The sequence below is a fragment of the Roseovarius tibetensis genome, assembly GCF_050896375.1.
GTDB lineage: Bacteria > Pseudomonadota > Alphaproteobacteria > Rhodobacterales > Rhodobacteraceae > Roseovarius > Roseovarius tibetensis.
This window is the reverse complement of the sequence record NZ_JBPBBB010000001.1, coordinates 157526-178731: the sequence shown is the minus strand read 5'-3', so window position 1 is coordinate 178731 and position 21206 is coordinate 157526. Positions and strand designations below refer to the sequence as shown.

The 21206-nt window shown below is 65.0% G+C and carries 23 protein-coding genes, 1 tRNA gene and 1 pseudogene; 12 read left to right on the top strand and 13 right to left on the bottom strand.

Features of this window, described 5'->3' with window-relative positions:
• The first annotated feature begins 7 nt into the window (after positions 1-7).
• Positions 8-913 carry a lysophospholipid acyltransferase family protein gene (locus ACROSR_RS00915; RefSeq protein WP_432681871.1) on the top strand — a complete coding sequence of 302 codons (906 nt, stop codon included), beginning with the start codon at positions 8-10 and terminating at the stop codon, positions 911-913.
• A gap of 35 nt (positions 914-948) precedes the next feature.
• Here ACROSR_RS00915 and ACROSR_RS00910 read toward each other — a convergent pair whose 3' ends face one another.
• From ACROSR_RS00910 to ACROSR_RS00890, 5 genes are all read right to left on the bottom strand, one after another.
• A complete protein-coding gene (locus ACROSR_RS00910; RefSeq protein ID WP_432681870.1) occupies positions 949-1329 on the bottom strand; it encodes a hypothetical protein in 381 nt (126 codons plus the stop codon).
• 289 nt (positions 1330-1618) lie between these two features.
• Positions 1619-2878, bottom strand: coding sequence for a glycerate kinase type-2 family protein (locus tag ACROSR_RS00905; RefSeq protein WP_432681869.1), 1260 nt, complete (start codon positions 2876-2878; stop codon positions 1619-1621).
• A gap of 147 nt (positions 2879-3025) precedes the next feature.
• The gene (gene serS, locus ACROSR_RS00900) at positions 3026-4318 is read right to left on the bottom strand and encodes a serine--tRNA ligase (RefSeq protein WP_432681868.1); all 1293 of its coding nucleotides are present in this window, start codon (positions 4316-4318) and stop codon (positions 3026-3028) included.
• A 172-nt stretch (positions 4319-4490) separates the two neighbouring features.
• Positions 4491-4982 carry a pentapeptide repeat-containing protein gene (locus tag ACROSR_RS00895; RefSeq protein WP_432681867.1) on the bottom strand — a complete coding sequence of 164 codons (492 nt, stop codon included), beginning with the start codon at positions 4980-4982 and terminating at the stop codon, positions 4491-4493.
• A gap of 9 nt (positions 4983-4991) precedes the next feature.
• Positions 4992-5672, bottom strand: coding sequence for a hypothetical protein (locus tag ACROSR_RS00890; protein ID WP_432681866.1), 681 nt, complete (start codon positions 5670-5672; stop codon positions 4992-4994).
• 215 nt (positions 5673-5887) lie between these two features.
• On the opposite strand from ACROSR_RS00890, the gene yajC reads away from it, so the two are divergent.
• The 3 genes from yajC (at position 5888) to ACROSR_RS00875 (ending at position 9062) form a co-directional block, all read left to right on the top strand.
• Complete coding sequence (gene yajC / locus ACROSR_RS00885; RefSeq protein ID WP_432681865.1) at positions 5888-6169, top strand: preprotein translocase subunit YajC; 282 nt, start codon at positions 5888-5890, stop codon at positions 6167-6169.
• Positions 6170-6214: 45 nt separating this feature from the next.
• Positions 6215-8848, top strand: coding sequence for a protein translocase subunit SecD (gene secD / locus ACROSR_RS00880; RefSeq protein ID WP_432681864.1), 2634 nt, complete (start codon positions 6215-6217; stop codon positions 8846-8848).
• Between the two features lie 139 nt (positions 8849-8987).
• Positions 8988-9062, top strand: a tRNA-Val gene (locus ACROSR_RS00875).
• Between the two features lie 16 nt (positions 9063-9078).
• On the opposite strand, the gene ACROSR_RS00870 is transcribed toward ACROSR_RS00875, so the two are convergent.
• Positions 9079-9417, bottom strand: coding sequence for a hypothetical protein (locus ACROSR_RS00870; protein ID WP_432681863.1), 339 nt, complete (start codon positions 9415-9417; stop codon positions 9079-9081).
• 58 nt (positions 9418-9475) lie between these two features.
• Here ACROSR_RS00870 and ACROSR_RS00865 point away from each other — a divergent pair, with 58 nt between their 5' ends.
• Complete coding sequence (locus ACROSR_RS00865) at positions 9476-10012, top strand: putative glycolipid-binding domain-containing protein (RefSeq protein ID WP_432681862.1); 537 nt, start codon at positions 9476-9478, stop codon at positions 10010-10012.
• A gap of 109 nt (positions 10013-10121) precedes the next feature.
• Here the strand turns inward: ACROSR_RS00865 and ACROSR_RS00860 are convergent, their stop codons facing one another.
• Positions 10122-10532, bottom strand: a complete 411-nt coding sequence (locus ACROSR_RS00860; RefSeq protein WP_432681861.1) for a metallopeptidase family protein — start codon at positions 10530-10532, stop codon at positions 10122-10124.
• Between ACROSR_RS00860 and ACROSR_RS00855 the strand changes: the two genes are divergently transcribed.
• On the top strand, positions 10531-11382 hold the full coding sequence (locus ACROSR_RS00855) for a hypothetical protein (protein ID WP_432681860.1): 852 nt from the start codon (positions 10531-10533) through the stop codon (positions 11380-11382). The two genes, ACROSR_RS00860 and ACROSR_RS00855, sit on opposite strands and share 2 nt — an antisense overlap.
• A gap of 4 nt (positions 11383-11386) precedes the next feature.
• Entirely contained in the window at positions 11387-12367 is a 981-nt protein-coding gene (locus tag ACROSR_RS00850; RefSeq protein WP_432681859.1) for a glycerophosphodiester phosphodiesterase family protein, read from the top strand.
• A gap of 48 nt (positions 12368-12415) precedes the next feature.
• Here the strand turns inward: ACROSR_RS00850 and ACROSR_RS00845 are convergent, their stop codons facing one another.
• Positions 12416-12628: a hypothetical protein gene (locus ACROSR_RS00845; RefSeq protein ID WP_432681858.1), complete on the bottom strand. Its 213-nt coding sequence runs from the start codon at positions 12626-12628 to the stop codon at positions 12416-12418.
• A gap of 497 nt (positions 12629-13125) precedes the next feature.
• Between ACROSR_RS00845 and ACROSR_RS00840 the strand changes: the two genes are divergently transcribed.
• From ACROSR_RS00840 to cobD, 5 genes and pseudogenes are all read left to right on the top strand, one after another.
• Positions 13126-14238: a fatty acid desaturase gene (locus ACROSR_RS00840; protein ID WP_432681857.1), complete on the top strand. Its 1113-nt coding sequence runs from the start codon at positions 13126-13128 to the stop codon at positions 14236-14238.
• A 406-nt stretch (positions 14239-14644) separates the two neighbouring features.
• Positions 14645-15086 (top strand): annotated as a pseudogene (locus ACROSR_RS00835) (IS5 family transposase); the annotation flags it as partial.
• Between the two features lie 198 nt (positions 15087-15284).
• Positions 15285-16082 carry a propanediol utilization protein gene (locus ACROSR_RS00830; protein ID WP_432681856.1) on the top strand — a complete coding sequence of 266 codons (798 nt, stop codon included), beginning with the start codon at positions 15285-15287 and terminating at the stop codon, positions 16080-16082.
• Positions 16079-17026, top strand: a complete 948-nt coding sequence (cbiB, locus tag ACROSR_RS00825; RefSeq protein ID WP_432681855.1) for an adenosylcobinamide-phosphate synthase CbiB — start codon at positions 16079-16081, stop codon at positions 17024-17026. Before ACROSR_RS00830 ends, cbiB begins: the two co-directional genes overlap by 4 nt.
• A 6-nt stretch (positions 17027-17032) precedes the next feature.
• Entirely contained in the window at positions 17033-18013 is a 981-nt protein-coding gene (gene cobD / locus ACROSR_RS00820) for a threonine-phosphate decarboxylase CobD (protein WP_432681854.1), read from the top strand.
• A 9-nt stretch (positions 18014-18022) separates the two neighbouring features.
• On the opposite strand, the gene ACROSR_RS00815 is transcribed toward cobD, so the two are convergent.
• From ACROSR_RS00815 to ACROSR_RS00795, 5 genes are all read right to left on the bottom strand, one after another.
• On the bottom strand, positions 18023-18439 hold the full coding sequence (locus ACROSR_RS00815; RefSeq protein WP_432681853.1) for a GNAT family N-acetyltransferase: 417 nt from the start codon (positions 18437-18439) through the stop codon (positions 18023-18025).
• A complete protein-coding gene (gene tsaB, locus ACROSR_RS00810) occupies positions 18429-19007 on the bottom strand; it encodes a tRNA (adenosine(37)-N6)-threonylcarbamoyltransferase complex dimerization subunit type 1 TsaB (protein WP_432681852.1) in 579 nt (192 codons plus the stop codon). The genes ACROSR_RS00815 and tsaB overlap by 11 nt, the downstream gene beginning before the upstream one ends.
• Positions 18997-19560 carry a NifU family protein gene (locus tag ACROSR_RS00805; protein ID WP_432681851.1) on the bottom strand — a complete coding sequence of 188 codons (564 nt, stop codon included), beginning with the start codon at positions 19558-19560 and terminating at the stop codon, positions 18997-18999. The genes tsaB and ACROSR_RS00805 overlap by 11 nt, the downstream gene beginning before the upstream one ends.
• A gap of 106 nt (positions 19561-19666) precedes the next feature.
• A complete protein-coding gene (locus ACROSR_RS00800) occupies positions 19667-20122 on the bottom strand; it encodes a universal stress protein (RefSeq protein WP_432681850.1) in 456 nt (151 codons plus the stop codon).
• A 135-nt stretch (positions 20123-20257) separates the two neighbouring features.
• Positions 20258-21199, bottom strand: coding sequence for a hypothetical protein (locus ACROSR_RS00795; RefSeq protein WP_432681849.1), 942 nt, complete (start codon positions 21197-21199; stop codon positions 20258-20260).
• Positions 21200-21206: the final 7 nt, after the last annotated feature.

Below are 21206 nucleotides of genomic sequence, written 5' to 3'. Positions count from 1 at the left end.
CGGGGCAGTGAACAGCAACGCGCGCAAAGAGCCCGGCAAGGCGGTCGGTGACGGGGATGCCCCCCAGACCCACGACATGCGCAGCATAACCTATGCCAACAGTTTCGACGGCCCGTTAAGCTCGACGATCATTCGCGGCATGGAATGGCTGACCGGCAAGGTCACGATCATCCGGATGATCCGGCGTTTCGAAAAGATGGGCGCGCCGCGTGGACAGGCGTTCTGGCGCGCGGCGCTCGACGTCATGGGGATCCAGCTTCTGACGCCCGAGGCGCAGATCCGAAACATTCCCGCCGAGGGGCCCGTGGTGGTGGTGGCCAATCACCCGCACGGCCTGGTCGACGGGATGATCCTTGCGGATCTGATCGGGCGCCGGCGCAGCGATTTCAAGATCCTGTCGCGCGCGCTGCTGATCGGCATCGACGAGGTGGCGGCGTCCTACATGATTTCGGTGCCGTTCCCGCACGAGCCCGACGCGCAGCGCAAATCGGTCGAGATGCGCGCCAAGGCGATGGCGCATCTCAAGAAGGGCGGGGTGGTTAGCGTGTTTCCGTCGGGCGTGGTGGCGTCAAGCGACACGCTGTCCGGACCCGCGGTCGAGCGTGACTGGAACGTGTTCACCGCGCAGATGATCCGCCGGTCGGGCGCCACGGTTGTGCCGGTGTTCTTTCCGGGGGCCAATTCACGCTGGTACCAGCTGGCCAACCGCGTCTCGTCCACGCTGCGCCAGGGGCTGTTGCTGCACGAGGTCGTGCATAGCTGCAATCATCCGCAAAAACCGATCGTCGGCGCCCCCGTCAGCGATGCACGGATGGAGATGCTGGCCCACGATCCGCGTGGATTCATGGACTGGTTGCGCGCGCACACGCTGTCTTTGGGCGACACGGGGAACGAGGCAGGCGGCGCAAGCTAGGGCAGCAGGATACACGGGTATGACGGTGATCCGGGTCACTCGATCCGTCTACCTTTCTGGACCGTGAACGCCTCGACGACATCGCCGTTGATCCAAGCATACCCAGAGTCGGGAAGATCGACCATCACATAGGGGGTCCAGCCGGTGCTGCGCCACCAGCTTTCGTAGGTTCCGTCCTCGGGATTGACGCGCCAGCGGCCTTCGCGGCGCTGCCCCTCGTCGGGGACATAGATGGTCGTGCCGTCCTCGGCGTAGTATTGGCGATAGTGACTGCCGGACCATACGCCGTCGATGGTGTTGCCGGTCAGCACGTCTTCGATCTCGGACGCGCTGATATGCTGCGCGCCGGCCGATCCGATGAATAGCGGCACCAGCATCACGGCCATGAGGGTGGTGAACAGGACACGCCGTTTCATGTGTGATCTCCCTTTCAGTGGACGCTAAGTATGGCAAATTGTCGGAAAAATGGCGAATCCAATAAGATCCAACGATCACAGGCGCTTATAAGGGAGTTCGGGGTTCGCGTCGAAGTGCCGTAAGGCTATAACCGCTTGATTCGGCGTAATTTCGATCCCAAGGGCGGGATCGGGTGTCTGACCCCCGTCCGCCATGCGGCTCAGCCTGCGGCACGACCATGATGTGGTGTCGCCGCGTGATGTCGCCTCAAGGACGCGCGCCACCGGGCCCGATCCTGCATGCCATGCCTTAGCACGGCGCGACGAGAATGGCGCGGAAGTCGTTGACATTGGTCAGGGTCGGGCCGGTGATGACCTGGTCGCCAAGCGCGGCAAAGACCGTGTGGGCGTCGTTCCGGTCCAGTGCCTGCGCCGCATCGACACCGCACGCGCTTGCGCGCCTCAGGGTCTCGGGGTCGATTGTCGCGCCGGCCACCTCGGCGGCGCCGTCCACCCCGTCCGTGTCACAGGCGATGGCGTGGATTCCCGGCGCGCCGTCGAAGGCAAGCGCCAGTGCCAGCGCGTATTCGGCATTCGGCCCGCCCACGCCGTCGCCGCGCCGGGTGACTGTCAACTCGCCCCCCGACAAAAGCAGCAGCGGGGCCGCGCCGGGTGCGAGGCGGGCCTGTGCCGCGCGCGCAAGCTGCGCGTGATGCTGCGCGATCTCGCGGGCCTCGCCCTCGATCGCCTCGCCGAGGATTTGCACCGTGACGCCCTGCGCACGCGCCAATTCCGCGGCAGCATCAAGCGATTGTCCGGGCGCGGCGTAGATCACGTTCTCGACACGGCCAAGCCGCGGGTCGTCCGGGGCGATCACGCCGGTCGGTGCCTCAAGAACCGCGCGCGCCGATGCAGGCAGGTCGATGCCGTGGGTCTGTGCGATGCGCCGCGCCTCTGCGGGCGGGCTTGCCTCGCCCACGGTGGGGCCGGACCCGATCATTGCCGGATCGTCGCCGGGCACATCCGAGATCATCAGCGCCAGCATGCGCGCGGGCCACGCCGCCGCCGCCAGTTGCCCGCCCTTGACGCGGCTGAGATGCTTGCGCAACACGTTCATCTGGCCGATCGGCGCGCCTGATGACAACAGGCTGTCATTGACCGCCTGTTTCTCGGCCAGCGTCATGTCGCCCGCCGGCTGCACCAGCAATGCCGATGCCCCGCCCGAGATCAACGCCAGCACCATGTCGTCCTCATCCAGACCGCGCAGCAGGTCAAGCATGCGCGCGGTTGCGCGCAGCCCGGCCTGATCGGGCACGGGATGCGCCGCCTCGACGATCTCTATGCCACGACACGGGCGCGCATGGCCGTAGCGGGTGATCACAAGGCCTTCACAGGGGCCGTAGACGGCCTCGACCGCCTCGGCCATGCGCGCACTGGCCTTTCCCGCGCCCACGACCACAAGCCGACCCTCGGGGCGCGCGGGCAGACAGGCCGCCAAGCTTTGCATCGGGTCGGCGACCGCCACCGCGCGGTCGAACAGGGCGCGCAGGAAGGGCAGGGGATCTGTCATGCGAGGAACCTTGAAATGCGACACCTCGTCACTGTACTGCGCCCGCGATGCCCGACGCAACTGGCCTGAGGCGGATGCCTGAGCGAGCCGCGCAAGGGAACTCTTCCAGGGTCTCTTTCATGCCAAGAAACGGCAAGACCCGGCGCCTCAGCGCAGCACGCCGTCGGCACCCAACACCGTGCGGCCGCGCAGATACGGGTGCAGCACCTCGGGCAGGCGCACCGAGCCATCGGCCTGCTGGCCGTTCTCGAGCACGGCGATCAGCGCGCGCCCCACGGCAAGGCCCGAGCCGTTGAGCGTATGCACGAATTCGGGCTTGCCACCGTCCTCGGGCCGGAACCGTGCGTTCATGCGGCGGGCCTGGAAATCGCCACAGACCGAGACCGAGGAGATTTCGCGATACATGGCCTGTCCGGGCAGCCAGACCTCGATATCATGCGTGCGCCGCGCGCCGAATCCCGTGTCGCCGGTGCACAGCACGACGGTCCGGTAGGGCAGGCCAAGCCGCTGCAGGATACCTTCGGCACAGCCCGTCATGCGGTCGAGTTCCTCGCGGCTGCTGTCGGGATGGGTGATCGAGACCATCTCGACCTTCTCGAACTGGTGCTGGCGCAGCATGCCGGCGGTGTCGCGCCCCGCCGACCCGGCCTCGGAGCGAAAGCACTGCGTGTGCGCCACCATCCGGCGCGGCAGGCTGGCCGCCTCGACGGTCAGGCCGTGCACGAGGTTGGTCAGCGTCACCTCGGCGGTCGGCACCAGCCACCAGCCATCGGTCGTGCGGTAGCTGTCCTCGCCGAATTTGGGCAACTGCCCGGTGCCGCGCATCATCTCGTCGCGCACCAGCACGGGCGTCCATGTCTCGGATAGGTCGTTCTCTTCGACATGCACGTCGAGCATGAATTGCGCCAATGCGCGGTGGATGCGCGCCACGGCGCCCTTCAGCACCACGAAACGGCTGCCCGACAGGGTCGCGGCGGCCTCGAAATCCATGCCCGGCGCGACACCGGCGAGATCGTAATGCTCTTTCGCGCCGAAATCGAGCACGGCGGGCGTGCCCCAACGGCGCAATTCCACGTTGTCGGCCTCGTCCGTGCCTTCGGGCACGTCGTCATGCGGCAGGTTGGGCAGGCCCATCAGCATCTCGGTCAGCTGCGCGTCGAGATCCTTGGCCTCGGCCTGCATCGCGGCGACCTCGGCTTTCTTCTCGCCCACCAGCACGCGCAGCCGGGCAAACTCGCCCTCGTCGCCGCGCGCCTTGGCGGCACCCACGTCCTTGGAGGCGCGGTTCTGTTCGGCCTGCGCGGTTTCGGCGGCATTGATGCGCGCGCGCCGCGCCGCGTCGAGTTCCAGCACGGGGCCCGAGGCCCCTTGAAACCCGCGCCGCGCCATCGCGGCGTCGAACGTGTCAGGATCATCGCGGATCGCGCGGATATCGTGCATGGCTTCTGTCCTCGGGCTGCCTGAGTCGCGACGTGGATATCCCAGTTTGCGCGTCAGGTGTAGGGCATGCCATGCTGCGGCGGGGCGTTCGGGGCAGGTTCCGCGAGATTGCCGCATCGCGGCTTGCGCGCCTGATGGGGTCGTCAGGCCGTCCGGCGCTGCGGTCGCGGGGTCATGCCCGCGATGACATGCGCGCGGCCTGCGCGTCGTCGATCGGGTCAAGCGGCGTGTAGCCGTCCGGGTCCGATAGCCATTTGCGCCATTCCAGAACGCTTCCGACCTCGTCGAGATGCGTGTTCATCCAGTGGCCGGGCCGCTCCAGCCCGTCGGGAAGGGTGGTCGCGGCATCGCCGAAGGCACCCTGCAGTTGCGATTGCGACAGGTCCCGGGCGTCGTGCAGATGGGCACCGCACAGATTGCTGCCATCGAGCCGGACGGCCTTCAGCTCGGCTTTCGAAAGATCCGCGCTCTGAAGATTGGCCCGCGACAGGTCCGCACCCTGAAGCAACGTGCCGACAAGCGATGCCCGGCCGAGATTGGCTTCGCGGAAATCCACGAACTGCGCTTTTGCGCCGCGCAGATTGGCGCGTTCGAGATTCGCACGGCTCAGGCGGGTACCGCCGAAATCCGGCCGGAAGGTTTCAGTGCCACGTGTGACCAGCATCTGTGATCCTCATGCATTCCATTTCAACATTACATCAAGTGCCGCCTGCACATCAATCCCGGTGTTCATCACGGGGTCCTCTGCCCCGCCCGACCTGGCAGGCTGATGGTGAGAAATATAGGCATTGAGCATGTTCAATACCATCAACCTGTCATGCGCCGAGTCCGCCATGATCCTGTCGAGGCTGAGGATCGCGCCCATCCTGACCGCCGGTTCGGCGTTCCCGAGCTGTTCGATGGCCTTGTTGATCCGGTCGGTGATGTGGCCCTGTTCGGTGGTTTCGGTCTGCCGCCGGGCGAGGATCAGCCGGTTCAGGGTGATCGGCAGGGCGATCACGCCGCCCAGCACCGTCGTCAGCGCCGCGAGCTGCGCAATCGCGAAACGCCAAGTCCAGACGGCTTCGGTGGCAGTCGGTGGCGCGTGGAGGATGATCTGCCACAGGACAAGGTAGATCCCGAAAAACAGCGTGACAGCGACGATCGCCCATGTCAGCGACACGATCCCGAACGCCACCGGGTGCCATGATCCCAGACCGGTCCGGTCCTGCAGCCGGTGCAGCCAGTCGGACGGCGGGTCGTCCCGGCGGATCATGGCGCGGACCAGCCCAGACAGCACGGCCACCGCCACGATCAGCGCGACAGCCCCCAGCACCGGGACCGGCAGCATGATGATTACGTGATCGTCGCTCACTCGCAGGGTCCCGCCTTGACGTTCTTTCGCCAGGATATGCGGCGCGTGCCGTCGTGGCAAACCCGTCCGCCAATTGCATCCGCCTCTCGCGGGGACGGGGTACGGCATGTCGCCTTTTGCCGGGTTTTCGCGCCTTGCAAATACCGGGTGCCGACTTTACGTTCCGCCGTAATTCGCGGTGTTCCACCGCAAGCCCTCAGACAAGGACATCCCCAATGGAAGCTTTCGCCCAGTTCATCCCGCTAATCCTGATCTTCGTGATCATGTATTTCCTTCTGATCCGTCCGCAGCAGAAAAAACTCAAGGAACACAAGGCGATGGTCGAGGCATTGCGGCGCGGTGACCAGGTGGTCACGCAAGGCGGGCTGATCGGCAAGGTCGCCAAGGTCAAGGATAACGACGAGATCGAGGTTGAACTGGCCGAGGGCGTCAAGGTGCGTGTTGTGCGCAGCACGATCGCGCAGGTCCTGTCCAAGACCGAACCCGCCGAAAGCTGATCTGCCAACCGCAGACACGCCCCAAGCCATTGAAAAGGCCTGATCATGTTGCAAATCGACCTGTGGAAACGCCTTGTGATCTGGGGCATTGTCGGGCTTGGTTTGCTGCTTGCGCTGCCCAATGCGTTCTACAACCGGGTCGAGACGCATAATGACGCAGTGACCGCGGTCGAGGCCGGTGCAGACCCTGCCAGCGTCGAAGAGGACCTTGCCCTATGGCCTGACTGGATGCCCTCGGGGCTGGTGAATCTGGGCCTCGATCTGCGGGGGGGGGCGCATCTGCTGGCCGAGGTGCAGGTCGAGGACGTGTACGAGACGCGCATCGAGGCGATGTGGCCCGAGGTGCGCGACCTGCTGCGCGAAGAGCGTGATCGCGTCGGTCCCATCCGGTTGCAAGAGACGGACGACCCGGAGCTGCGCGTGCGTCTCGTGAACCAGCCCGAGATGGCCGAAGAGGCCGCGAGCCTCGTGCGTGGCCTTGCGCGGCCGGTCGCCGGTATCAGCGGGGCAGGGGCCAGCGACATCGCCGTCAGCACGGACGGCCCCGACGTGATCGTGCGGCTGAGCGAGGCCGAACAGCGCGCCACCGACGAACGCACGGTGCGCCAGGCCCTCGAAATCATCCGCCGCCGCATCGACGAGGTCGGCACGCGCGAGCCGACGATCCAGCGTCAGGGCGCGGACCGCATCCTGATCCAGGTGCCAGGCATCGGCTCTGCGGGTGAGCTTAAGGAGCTGATCGGCACCACCGCACAGCTGACCTTTCAGCCCGTCGTCAGCCGCACGTCCGACGGGAACGAAAACCCCGGACCCGGCAACGAGGTTCTGCCGTCGCTTGACGACGAGGGGGTGTTCTACATCCTCGAACGCGCGCCTGTCGTGACGGGCGATGAGCTGGTCGATGCGCAACCCGATTTCGACCAGAATGGCCGGCCCGCCGTGTCGTTCCGCTTCAACCCGTCGGGGGCGCGGTCATTCGGAGACTACACGGCCGAAAACATCGGCAATCCCTTTGCCATCGTGCTGGATGGCGAGGTGATCAGCGCGCCGGTGATCCAAAGTCACATACCCGGCGGGTCCGGGATCATCACCGGCGATTTCACCGTCGAGGAAAGCACGCAACTGGCCGTGCTGCTGCGCGCCGGGGCCTTGCCGGCGGGTCTGGAATTCCTCGAAGAGCGCACCATCGGTCCCGAATTGGGGGCCGACAGCATCGAGGCGGGCAAGATCGCCTGCATCGTCGCCTTCGTCCTCGTGCTGAGCTACATGATTGCATCCTATGGCCGGTTCGGGCTGTTTGCGAATATCGCACTGGTCGTCAATGTCGGTCTGATCTTCGGGCTGCTCAGCCTGATCGGGGCCACGCTGACACTGCCCGGCATTGCCGGCATCGTGTTGACCATCGGCATGGCGGTTGACGCGAACGTCCTGGTCTTCGAGCGGATCAAGGAAGAGATGAAGACCGCGAAAGGGCCTGCGCGGGCCATCGAACTTGGCTACGAAAAGGCGATGAGCGCCATCGTGGATGCCAATATAACCACCTTCATCACCGCGATGATCCTCTACACGATGGGGTCCGGGCCGGTGCGCGGCTTTGCCATCACGCTTGGTCTGGGGATCATCACGTCGGTCTTCACCGCGCTTTTCGTCACCCGGCTCGTCGCGGTCATGTGGTTCGAGCGCAAGCGCCCCAAATCTGTGCTGCAGGGCCGTGGCTTGCGTCTCGTGCCCCAGGACACGGCCATCGATTTCTTCAGCCGCTGGAAGCTGTGGTTGGGTATTTCCGGCGTGATGATCCTCGTGGCAATCGGCTCTTTCGGGGTGCAGGGGCTGAATTTCGGAATTGATTTCAAGGGCGGTACCACCATCCGCACCCAAAGCGCCCAACCGGTCGATGTCGCCGAGTATCGCGACGCCATCGACACTCTCGGCCTTGGCGATGTCACCATCACCGAAGTCTTCGACCCCACATTCGGCCCTGACGAAAATGTCGCGATGATCCGTATCCAGGCGCAGGACGACAGCGAAAGCGTCTCGCCCGAGGTCATCGAAGAGGTCAGGGGCGCGCTGCAATCGGTGGTGCCGGACATCGAGTTCACCTCGGTCGAAAGCGTCGGGCCCAAGGTCTCCGGCGAACTCATACAGGCCGCGATCATTGCCATCGCGCTCGCCATCGGGGCTGTGCTGATCTACATCTGGCTGCGGTTCGAATGGCAGTTCGCCGTTGGCGCGGTGATCGCCCTTCTGCACGATGTGGCGCTGACCGTCGGCGTCTTCTCCGAGCTTCAGATACAGTTCGACCTCGCGATCATCGCGGCGCTTCTGACCATCGTGGGGTACTCCCTGAATGACACGGTTGTGGTGTTCGACCGGGTCCGCGAGAACCTGCGCAAGTACAAGAAGAGACCGCTGCGCGAGGTGCTGAACCTGTCGATCAACGAAACGCTCAGCCGCACGGTGATGACATCCGTCACGACCCTTCTGGCGCTTCTGGCGCTGTATGTTCTGGGCGGCGACGTGATCCGGGGCTTTGTCTTCGCGATGATCTGGGGGGTTCTGGTGGGCACCTATTCGTCGATCTTCGTGGCTACGACCATGCTCATGTGGTTTGGCGTGAAACGCGACTGGTCGAAACCGGATGCCAATGCCGGAACGCAATTCGCGGATGCAGAGGCCTGACAGGCGCGCGCGCCGCGGCGTATGCGCGCCGGTTGATCCCTGTGCCATCGCTGTGCCCGTGGCGCGCACGGTTGATTGCATCCAGAGGGGAAAGATCCGGTTGCAGACGGTTTGGAGTGTCGCTAAAAGCGCCATTAACGGGTGATTAGCTCAGTGGTAGAGCGCTTCGTTCACATCGAAGATGTCGGAGGTTCAAATCCTTCATCACCCACCATACCAGCCTGTTGGAATCAAACAAACCTGCCCCAAACAAGGTCGCGTGGCCTTTTGAAAGGTTGCGGATTTGGTTGCAAAGGCTCATCGGCGTGCCGGGCAAGATCAGTTGCCTGATGAACCGCACAGGGCGTTGCCATGCCCGGCTGGCGGTGCCGAAAGACCTGCGCAGAATCGTCGGCAAGACCGCGCCGCGTAGCCCTCTGGGTGCAGATTGCCGGTAGGCGCTCAAGTTGCTGCCGGGCGCTGTCGCACAGCGTCAACGCCAGATCGCCCTTGCCGAGCAAAAGGCCGGTCAGGGCGCGCGCAGTCTCATCCCACACGCTCACTTCTGTCATGCGTGTCGTGTGCAGCATTCCATGGCCACCGGGACTCTCGACATGGTAACGTATACTCATACAAGGAGCACATACCATGATCGCAGGGGCACATGCCGTCGTATGGGTCAGGCAGGACGAATCCGGGAATGACGCCTGCCGCTTCGCCGACGCAGAGGGCGGATATCTGATCGACGGGTCGTCGACGGATTCGAAAGGCAGCATCCTGCCATACCGCATCCGTGCCCGAGAAGATGGCACGACAAGACGTGCCCGGATCGGTGCGAAATCCCGCATCTTCGTGAGCCGTGCGCCTGATAACACGTGGCTGCTGAATGGCACACCGGCCACGGCCGTCGAAGGGGCCGAGGATATCGATCTTGGCTTCACGCCCGCGACGCTGACCTTGCCGATCCGCCGCCTGAAGCTAAGCATTGGCGACGACGCCGAGATCATGGTGGCAAGGCTGGATCTCGAAAACGACCGGCTGACGCCCTTGAATCTCGTCCTTCGGCGCACCGCGGATAAGGAATACGAATGCCTGAATGCCGATACGGGCAAGACATCGCATCTTGTGGTGGACGGGCACGGCATCATTCAAAGGTTCACCGGCCACTGGATTGCACAGACCTGAGGTCCGCGCATCCAATGTGCCTTCCGATGATCGCGAAAGCGGACTGGCTTAGGGGATGACGCCTTTCGCGTGTCGGGTCCGAGCACAGAAAGGCCCGCGCCGCCTCCGCTCACTCCCACCACGGATCGATATCGGCGATATCGGCATCGGACCAGCCGAAATGGTGCGCGAGCTCATGCACGTAGACATGTGCGACGAGGTTGCCGAGGGCGACATTGCCGCGATCGGCCCATTCGTCGAGGATCGGACGGCGAAAAAGCCAGATCGTGTCGGGACCGTGGGGCTGATCCATTACCGATTTCTCGGTCAGCGGGATGCCATCGTAAAGCCCTGTGAGGCCGAAGGGATCGCGGATCGCCATCTCATCGAGGATTGCGTCGGGGGCGAAATCCTCGACGCGCAGCGACACCGCTGCCGCCGCCGGGCGGTAGGCGTCCGGCAGGGTGGTACGGGCAGCGCGCGCCATCACGGCGATATCCGCCAGGCTTGGCGCGCGGCGGGTGGTCCAGTCATCGGTCATGCAATCTCCTCTCGGCCCCTCATATGACCAGAAACGGGCAGCTAGCGAGGATTTTTGTCACATCACGCCACGATGCGTCATCGCCAAGGCCCCGGTGACGATGGCGTTGCAGGCCGCCTTTGCTGATGTCGACCGCCCCCCTGTCCTGCGCAACCGGATTTCAGAGATTGTCCCGGCGTGTTTGCTTTTCATGACATGCGGCGTAGGCTGGTCGCTCGTGACCCGGCAGGAGAATTCCGAGATGACAGCCCCCGATACTCTGCTGAAGCGGATCCGCGAGTTACAGGAAGACCTGGAACAGGAGTTCGACGCGCGCCGTCAGGCGTTTCGCTATGGCTTTGAGAACGGCAGGGTCGTGTTCGAGGCCGAGATGCGGCGACACCATCGCGAGATGCGCGTCAGATTTCTGACCTTCTTGCGCCGGACAAGGCCGATGACCGTGATCACCGCGCCGGTGATCTATAGCCTCATTCTGCCATTCGCGCTGCTGGATCTGCTCGTCACGATCTACCAGGCGGTGTGCTTTCCGGTTTACGGGATCGAGAAGGTGCGCCGCGCGGATTTCATCCGGGTGGATCGGCATCATCTGGCTTATCTCAACTGGGTGCAAAAGCTGAACTGCGTCTATTGTGGCTATTGCAACGGGCTGATCGGCTATGTGCAGGAGGTGGCGGGACGAACAGAGGCGTTCTGGTGCCCGATCAAACACGCCGCTCGCATTGGCGCGCATCACGCCTATTATGCGCAATTCGTCGATTACGGCGATGCCGAAGGCTTTGGAGATGGGCTGGAGGCGTCACGGCAGAGGATCACCCAACCCGGCCTGTCCGGGATCAACGCGAATGAGTGACGCCATGTTTCATCACATCCTTCTGGCCGCCGCCTTTGTTATCGGGGCCGTTCCGGTTTCGGCCCAGAGTTTCGGCACGCTAAGCGGTGATGCGCCCTTGGCGATCGCACATCGCGGGGCGAGTGCGTACCTGCCCGAACACACCCTCGCCGGCTATGAACTGGCCATCCGGATGCGGGCGGACATCGTGGAGCCGGATGTGCAGCTGACCGCCGACGGCGCGCTTGTCGCGATGCATGACACGGAACTGACGCGCAGCACCGATGTCGCCTCGATCTTCGCGCCGCGCAATGGCGGCTACAACGTCTCGGATTTCACGCTTGCAGAGATCAAGACCCTGACCGTCACGCCCACGGGCCCCGCCTCGACCAGCTATCCCGGCTTCACGCCCAGCAATCCCGATGCGTTCAAGGTGCCCACGCTGAGCGAAGTCCTCGACCTCGTGACGGCGCATAACGCGACCTCGGGTGACGCGATCGGCGTCTATCCCGAATCCAAGACCCCGAACCGGCCGGAACTGTCGCGCAAGATCGTGGACGCCCTGAACGACGCCGGGTTCACGACCGCCGAACAGCGCACCTATCTGCAAAGCTTCAGCCACGCCGGCGCGCAGGAAATGGCGCACTATCAGAGCACGCTCGGCATGGACCTGGCAGTTGTCGCACTCGGCGCCGCTGTCGGGGACAAGGGGGCGTTCGGCGTGCTCGACTATACCACGGACAGGACCAGCAGCCTTGAGGCGCTGTCGCAGTTCGCCGGCGGTGTCGGCGTCTCGCTGGACAGCCCGTCCCTGACCGAAGATTTCATCAAGAGCGCCCATGCGCACGGGCTGGAGGTGCATGGCTGGACCTTCCGCCCGAACAGCATCGCAGAGGCGAGAGCCCGGTTCACCCAGTATTTCGCCATGGGGATGGACGCGGTGTTCACCGACTATCCGGACCTCGCTGTGCAAGTCAGGTCTGAATTTGCCGAATCCATCCGGTGATCGCGGCTCTCGATACGCATAGCCCGACCAGTGGAATCGTGATTTCGGTCACGATTTCGAAAGGGAGATGGACGGCGTCCTGCAGGTCAGCAGTGGTCCGCTCTGATCAAGATATGACTCGTCGAACTCGGCAAGCTCGGCGAGCCTCTTGTGGTCGTGAAACGTGACCCGACCATCCTTCACGGTCACGAAGCCGTCTTCGCGAAGCTGTCGCAAGACGCGATTGACATTGATGGCACTCAGACCACGGGCATTGATCAAGGAGACGAAGCTCGAAAGCTTGCGCGTGAGCGGCGTGTCTGTTACTGATCATTTGTGCAGTTTCCCGGCATTTGCGAACCCCGGTTCCGGCGGCGCCCGAGAATTTGGCGGCGAGGACTGCTTTAGGTTAGCCCATCATACCGCATTGCCTGCGACAAGGGGCGCATCAATCGGGCCTTCCTGCACGCTGATTACCACCCGGATCGCAAGGAAACCCCCGGGATGCCCCCACCGACCGATCATCCCGGCATGGCCGCCCTGTCCATCTGCGCGTCACGCATGCGCGCCATGAACAATCACAAGGTACTGCCATAGGTCGAGATTGTCGGCATTCTGGAGGATGCCGCGGCGACGCAGTAGAATGCCTCCGGCTCGGAGGCCGAAGAGCGCACACACCGCGCTGTGGCGAACGCCATCAATCAGATCATTGCCGGCGGGAATTTCGTTCGAAGGCCGCAAGACTGACACAATCGACAACAAAGGAAACACGAGCTTCCATGACACGATCAATATCGACACCTGACCCGCGGGCCGAATCGCCCGATGACCAAGGCATCTCGCATGGCCCTGACGGTCGGGGCGACACGGAGCAAGCCGACAGGCCGGGTGTCAGCCCGAGCGCCTCGGACTGGACCCGAACGCTGACGAGTTACCGCCAGCCGATCCCCGCGCGCAGCGTGTTTGAACTGGCCGTCACGCTCGTGCCGTTCGTCGCGATATGGGCGGTGGCCTGGTGGATGGTGTCGATCAGTGCGGTGTTGGCGCTGGCCCTCGCGGTGGTGAACGCGGGGTTCCTTGTGCGGCTGTTCATGATCCAGCACGATTGCGGGCACGGATCGCTGTTCCGCGACCGGCGCCTGTGCGACTGGATCGGCCGCGGGATCGGCGTGCTGACGCTGACCCCCTACGACGTCTGGCGCAAGACGCACGCGATCCATCATGCCACGACCGGCAATCTCGACCGGCGGGGGGTCGGGGACCTGCCGACGCTGACGGTGCGGGAATACCAGGAGAAGGACTGGCTCGGCCGGGCGCTGTACCGCCTCGTGCGCAACCCGGTATTCCTGTTCGGGGTGGTGCCGTTCTACACGTTCTTCCTGCAACAAAGGCTGCCCGTTCACCTGATGCGCGCCGGCTGGCGCTACTGGCTGAGCGCGATGGCGACCAACGCCGCCATAGGCGCCATCCTGGCGACAATCGTCTGGCTGGGCGGCTGGAACGTGCTGCTGTTCGTATTCCTGCCAACGATGCTATTGGCCGCGATGGCGGGCATGTGGTTCTTCTACGTGCAGCACCAGTTCGAGGAAACAAGCTGGGAGCACGAGGACGACTGGAACATCCAGGAAGCGGCGCTGCATGGCAGCTCGCATTATGCGCTGCCTGCCATCCTGCGCTGGATAACCGGCAATATCGGGGTGCACCACGTGCACCATCTGGCCAGCCGCATCCCGTTCTATCGCCTGCCCGAGGCGATCCGGGATCACGACCTGCTGGCAAGGTCCAAGCGGATCACGCTTCTTGAAAGCTTTCGCTGCGCGAGGCTGCACCTTTGGGACGAGAACCGCCGCAGGCTGCTGTCCTTTTCAGAAGCGCGGGCTCTCGCCACCTGAGGCGCGCGGTTTCACCGACAGAGCCACCCCGTTCCGGGTAAGGGGTGGTGTCAAATCCGTCAGTCTTGCGTGGCACCGTTGCGTCACGCAGGCATTCAACATGCGCGTTGCTGCGCAGAACGGGCAAGGGCGATTACCCTGAACAGGTGGCGCAATCCGTGATCGCCCGCACGTGAGACCGCATCGCGTTGGCACCATTCCACGAAGGCGCATGTCCTCGATCACCAGGCAGGTCAGCCAGAGGCATGATATGCGCCTTTACGGGTGGTTCGACCGATTACCCGAATGCGACGACGCCCCCGGGGCAGCTTCGTCCATGAGCCGGGTGCAGCCGATCCTGTCGGCTGTGGACCCATTGATTTCAGATGGGCTGCGTCATTCACGGCACCGAGCACGGAGCGGTGACATGTCTGATCCCTTCTGGCTGAGCGACGCGCAGATGGCGCGTTTGGTGCCCGATTTTCCAACGTTCCACGGCAAGCCGAGGGTCGGCGACCGTCGGGCTTTGAGTGGGATTATCTTTCTAAGTCGCAACGGGTTATGCTGGCGCGACTCACCCAAGGAATATGGGCCGCACAAGACGCTCTACACCCGTTGGAAGCGATGGAGTGACAAGGGCATCTTCGCACAGATCATGGCCGGCCGGGCCGCCGAACACCGCAAAAAGAAGACCGCCATGATCGATGCAACCCACCTGAAGGCCCACCGCACCGCGACCAGCATGGGCGTGAAAAGGGGCGCGCGGCCGCCTGACCGGTCGCACCAAGGGCGGCATGAACACCAAGGTGCATGCCCTTTGCGATAGCCACAGCCGTCGGTCGAACCTTTTCGGTACCGTCGGGCAGGTCAAGTAACTTCATCACCCACCATTCCAACTCTTTTAGTGGCCTCGAACCGCTTTGCGTCGGGCTGACGGCTCACGCGGTTTTCGTGCCGGAACGCATCGCCGCAGGATGGACGGTGCCGGGCGCACAGGACCGCTCGACTTTCGCCGTTCTGCGTGCAACAGATCGATCCGATCTCAAACCGACGAGGCCGCCCGAAACATGCCCAGTCTTCCCGTGATCGTGCCGGGCCATTTCGGAGAGTGGATCCAGGGGCGGCTCGGCCCCGATGGGCCGGTCGTTCTGGTGACACTGGCCTGTGCGGCTTTGTGTGCGCGTGCACCGGGAACGCGGTTGAGGCCGCGCGACCTTGTCGGACCGGCCCGACTGGATGCGTTCGCGGCGGCCCTCGGGATCGAACGGCGGGATTTTCCCGATCTTGACTGCGATATGCCGCTTGGGGCGGGGGCCGGGGCCTCGACCGCCTGTCTTGTCGCAGCGGCCAGGGCCCTTGGGTTTCGCGGCACGCCCAAGATACTGGCGCGCGCCTGTCTTGCCTTCGAGGGCGCAAGCGACCCGTTGATGTATGACGTCCCCGACAGCCTGCTGTGGGCGTCTCGCCGGGCGGAGGTGGTCCGGACGCTGCCCCCCCCGCCCGAGGCCGAGATCGTCGGCGGGCTGTGGGGCGCGGCCGAACGGACGGATCCGACCGACGCGACGTTCCCCGACATCGCCGACCTGGTGGACATGTGGGTGCAGGCCGTCGGGTGCAGCGATCTGGCGGCGGTTGCCGGGATCGCCACCGAATCGGCGCGGCGGTGCACCGCGCTGCGCGGGCCGGGCGATCCGATGGCGGATCTGGCGCGCGAACTTGGCGCGCTTGGGGTCGCGCGCGCGCACACCGGGTCGGCACGGGCGCTGATCTTTGCGCCGGGACGGGCACCTGACGGGGCCGAGGCCACGTTGCGCGAGGCCGGGCTCGACCGGGTTTTGCGGTTTTGCACGGGCGGCGTTGCATGAGCTTTGCGGCGATGATGCTGATCGGGCTGGCGATCGACTTCGTGCTTGGCTGGCCGGCGCGCCTTCACGCGCGGATCGGACATCCGGTAACATGGCTGGGGCGCATCATCTCCGCGCTCGAGGCGCGGTGGAACCGTGGCCCGCGCGGTGCGCGTCTGCGTATGGGGGCTGCGACCACCGGGATTGTCGTTGCGCTGGCGTTGGTGCCGGCGGTGGCGGTGCAGATGCTGTTGCCCGCAGGCCCCGCGGGCTGGCTGATCGGCGGGGTGCTGGCCTGGCCGTTGATCGCGCTGCGGTCGATGCACGACCACGTGGCGGCGGTCGCGCAACCGCTGGCGCAAGGCGACCTGGACGGCGCGCGCGCGGCGGTGGCGATGATCGTCGGGCGCGATCCCGCGACACTCGATCCCGCTGGCGTGGCCCGCGCGGGGATCGAAAGCCTTGCGGAAAATACCAGCGACGGCATCGGCGCGCCGATCTTCTGGGGCGTCGTCGCGGGCCTGCCGGGGATCGCGGTCTACAAGGCGATCAACACGCTGGATTCGATGATCGGCCATCGTGACGCGCGGTTCGAGGCGTTCGGCAAGGTGGCCGCCCGGCTGGACGACGTGGTGAACCTGATCCCCGCGCGGCTGACGGGGGGGCTGTTCGCGCTGGCACTGCCGCGGCACGCTGTCCGGGCCTGCCGCGTGATGCTGCGCGATGCGCGGCGGCACCGGTCGCCCAATGCCGGCTGGCCCGAGGCGGCGATGGCCGGTGCGCTCGGGCTGCGGCTGTCGGGGCCGCGCGCCTATGGCACACGCTTGAGTGACGAGCCGTGGCTGAACGCGGGCGCGCCGGATCCGGGGCCGCGCGACCTGCACCGTGCGCTGTCGCTTTACGCGCGCGCGATGGCGCTGCTGGCGCTGCTGGCGCTTGCGCTTGTGGCGCTTTGCCTGTTCTAAGGCGGCATGCAGACCGGAGCACGTGATCACGGCGGTAATCTAGATGCCGCGATGCGCCGCCATGGCGGCGACATGGCGCGGTGGATCGACCTGTCGACGGGGATCAACCCGGTGCCCTATCCGGTCCCTGATCTGAGTGCGCGCGCCTTTTCGGCGCTGCCCACTCAAGGCGACATGCACGCCCTGCGCGCGGCGGCGGCGGCGTGTTATGACACCCGCGCAAGTGTCACGCCGATGGCCGGGGCGCAGGCGGTGATCCAGGCGGTGCCGCACGTGGCACGTCCGGGCGTCGCACGGGTTCTGACCCCGACCTACAACGAGCATGCGGCGGCCTTGCGCGCCTGCGGCTGGACCGTCGAAGAGGTGTCCACGCCCGAGGCGCTTGCCGGCGCCGATTGCGCGATCGTGGTCAACCCCAACAATCCCGATGGGGCACGGCACTGCCCCGCCGAATTGGCCGCGCTGGCCGGTCGGGTAGGGCTGCTGGTGGTCGATGAAAGCTTTGCCGACCCTGATCCCGACCTGTCGCTGGCCCCCGTGCTGCATCGCGGCCCGGAAAACGTGATCGTGATGCGGTCCTTCGGCAAGTTCTACGGGCTGGCCGGTCTGCGTCTTGGCTTTGCGCTGAGCGGGGCGGAGATCGCCGCGCGACTGGCCGATCTGGCGGGGCCGTGGCCCGTGTCGGGCCCGGCGATCGAGGTGGCGTGTCAGGCGCTCGGCGATCATGACTGGCACAGACAGACCTGCGCGCGTCTGACACGCGATGCGGCCCGGCTTGATGCACTGGCTTTCGGGGCGGGCTGGTCGCTGGTGGGCGGCACGCCGTTGTTCCGGACCTACGCCACGCCCGATGCCGCCACCGCACAAGAGCAGCTCGCGCGGCATTGTATCTGGTCACGGGTGTTTCCGTATTCGCGTCACTGGCTGCGACTTGGTCTTGCCGGTCCGGTCGAGCATTGGCAGAGGATCACCGCCGCGCTTGGCTGACCGGTTGCCTCAGATCAGCCTCTTGGACAGCACGAGCGCATCGACGTGGGTTCCATTACCGGTGGTATAATAATTCTTGCGCCGTCCCACCTCTGTATAGTGTGCGCCCTCGTAGAGCGCGCGGGCGGCTGCGTTGTCTTCAGAGACCTCCAGAAAGGCCGAGGCGGCACCGCGTGCCGCTGCCTGTACCTCGAAGGCGTGCAGACAGGCGCGTGCCAGTCCCGTCCGACGATGCACGGGATCGGTCGCCAGCGTCAATAGTTCCGCCTCGTCCGCGATTGCCCGGCCCACGGCAAAGGCGCGGGCCCCGCCCAGGTGAAACACGTGAGTGCTTTGCAACAGCGTGCGAAAGTCTTCGGCCGACCACGCCTGCCCATGCCCGGAAAAGGCCCGAGCGTGGGCGGCGGCCATCATCTCAGGCGTCATCAAGGATACGGGGCGGGGCATCGCGCGCAGGTGCCGCGTCCGCTGGCCGTATATAAAGCGGTGTTGGATGCGGGCCGTTGTCAGGGGCGTGGGCCGCGAGGCGCGCAATGGCCCGGGCAAGCTCGGCAGGTGGGGGCGGCAAAGCCGCGTCATCCATGTCAGACATCGGGACAAGGCGCGGTGTGCCGAAATCCGGCTGGATATAGACCTGCCCGCGCGGCGCCGGGACGCAGGCAGTGCCCTGCTGGCAGGTGGCGCGGATCGCCTCAAGCGTGCTCACGCCGATCGCCGGTATCCCGAGGCTCAGCGCCAGTCCGCGCGCCAGCGACACCGAAATGCGGATGCCGGTGAAATTACCGGGACCCACGCCGACGCCGATCCGTGCCAGATCGCGCCAGTCGACCCCTTGCGAGGCGAGCATTTCCTGTATCATCGGGACCAGTCGTTCGGCCTGTCCGCGGGTCATGTCCTCGGCCTGCACCGCGATAATCCGGTCGCCCGAAAGCAAAGCGGCCGCACAATGTGCGGCCGATGTATCAAAGCCAAGTGTCAGCGGCTCACATGCCAATCGGGCGCACCTCTGTCACCTCGGGGATGTAGTGGCGCAGCAGGTTCTCGATCCCCATTTTCAGCGTGATGGTCGAGGACGGGCAGCCCGCGCAGGCGCCCTGCATGTGCAGATAGACGACGCCACGCTCGAACCCGTGAAAGGTGATATCGCCGCCGTCCTGCGCCACGGCAGGTCGGACACGGGTATCCAGCAGATCCTTGATCTGTCCGACGATTTCCGCGTCTTCGCCGCTATGCTCGGCATGGCCCGAGGCGCCGCTGCCCCCGGTCGTCATCACCGGCTGGCCGGATTGGAAATGCTCCATGATGGCACCGAGGATCGCAGGCTTGATGTGATCCCATTCCGTTTCGGCCGCTTTGGTGACAGTCACGAAATCGTTGCCCAGAAACACACCCGACACGCCGGGCACCTTGAAAATGCGCGCCACCAGCGGCGAGGCCTCCGCGCCCTCGGCGGTCGGGAAATCGGCGGTGCCGGTTTCAAGCACGGCTTGGCCGGGGAGAAATTTCAACGTGGCGGGGTTGGGCGTGGATTCGGTCTGGATAAACATGCGCGCGTCCTTTCGGTATTGGTCACAGATATGCGCCTGCCGGATGCGCGAGTCAAGAGTTTGGAACGATTCCAAACTGGCGGCAGTCATGCCCGGCTGTCCCGGCTCAGGTGATCGCTTCCAGCCGTTCCTTGCTGAGATCGCCGGGGACGATGGTGATGGGCATCGGCAGCGTTCCGGCATTCTTGGTCAGCTGGGTGACCAGCGGTCCGGGGCCCTTCTTGCCGGACCCGGCCCCGAGCACCAGCACACCGATCTGGTCGTCGTCGTTGACCTGCGCCATGATCTCCGCGACCGGCTCGCCCTCGCGGATGACCAGTTCGGGGTTGATCCCCTGCTTGTCGCGCATCCATTTCGCGAACACCTCGAAATGGGCCTCGATCCTGTCGCGCTGTTCCTCGCGCATGATGTCGCCGACGCCGATCCAGTGATTGAACTCTTCCGGCGATATGATGGCGAGGATCTCGACACCGCCCTTGGTTTTCGCCGCGCGCATGGCTGCAAAGCGCATGGCGTTCAGGCATTCGCGACTGTCGTCCAGTACCACGAGAAACTTGCGCATCACATCACCCTTTCAGCGCGGTATCATGACCCGGAAATTCATCCAGAGCAAGAGAGACAGGAGCGGGGCACAAGGCACCGTGCGCACAGCAAGGGTCGTCCGGCCGGACCGGTTGTTTGACGCGCGCAACCGCGATCAGTCGAACGTGCCCGCGACACGACCCAGAAGCATGAAGGCCCGCGCGGTGCGGGTGTTCGCCATCTCTGATATCTCTGCATCCGACGCGGTTTCGGCGAATTCCGCGAACATCCGGTCGAACAGGCGCAGGAAATGGTGTGTCACATCCCGAAAGATCGCGTCCTGCTTCATCCGGGCCGCGGTCACGTCGAGGGCCGATTGATCCCTCACGCCGCCCAGGGTCGCGATCGCGTGACCACGCTCGCCACGGGCAAAGCGCCGCCAGACATCCGGGTGCGCCATCTCGGGATGCAGGTCGTCCATGTAAACGCCATCCTGCGACATCAGCGTCAGAATGTCCTGTGCGGCACGGATCATTTGCGCGGCGGACCTGTCGCGCATCGCCCGGCGCAACGCCGTAAAGCCGGCCGTGTCATCCATGTTCTGCGGGAAATTCAACGCCCCGATGAAGTCGGCCCGCGACAGTCCCGGCTGCGCGTCTTCGGCTGGAATGTCGAGCGGCAGGGTGACCTGATCGTGATCCTCGGGCGGTGCAGGGGCCGGGGCGGGCTGCGGTGTCGTGGCCGCGGGCTGCGGCGTGGCGCGGACAGCATCGAGAGCGGCCTCGATCCCGCGTTGTCTTGCGGCGATCTCGTCGAGGGTCTCGATCACGCCATCCCCAAGTGCCCGTCCGCCGGCCGCCGCATCCCGTGGCGCGGATCGAAGCGCCTCGATCATCTCTTCGAGATGGGCGCTTTCCTCTTGGATGACGTCGCGGATGCGCCGCAGGGTCATCCCCAGCCAAACCATCGCCGCGGGCAGCACCGTGCCGACCAGTCCGATGACGATATGGGGGCCCGTGCCAAGCGGGGACGACGGCGCCCCCCAGATGAAAAGGACGACGACACCGGCCCCCCACAAGGCCGATGCCCCAAATCCGAGCCGTTCGAGTGATGTCACTTCAGCC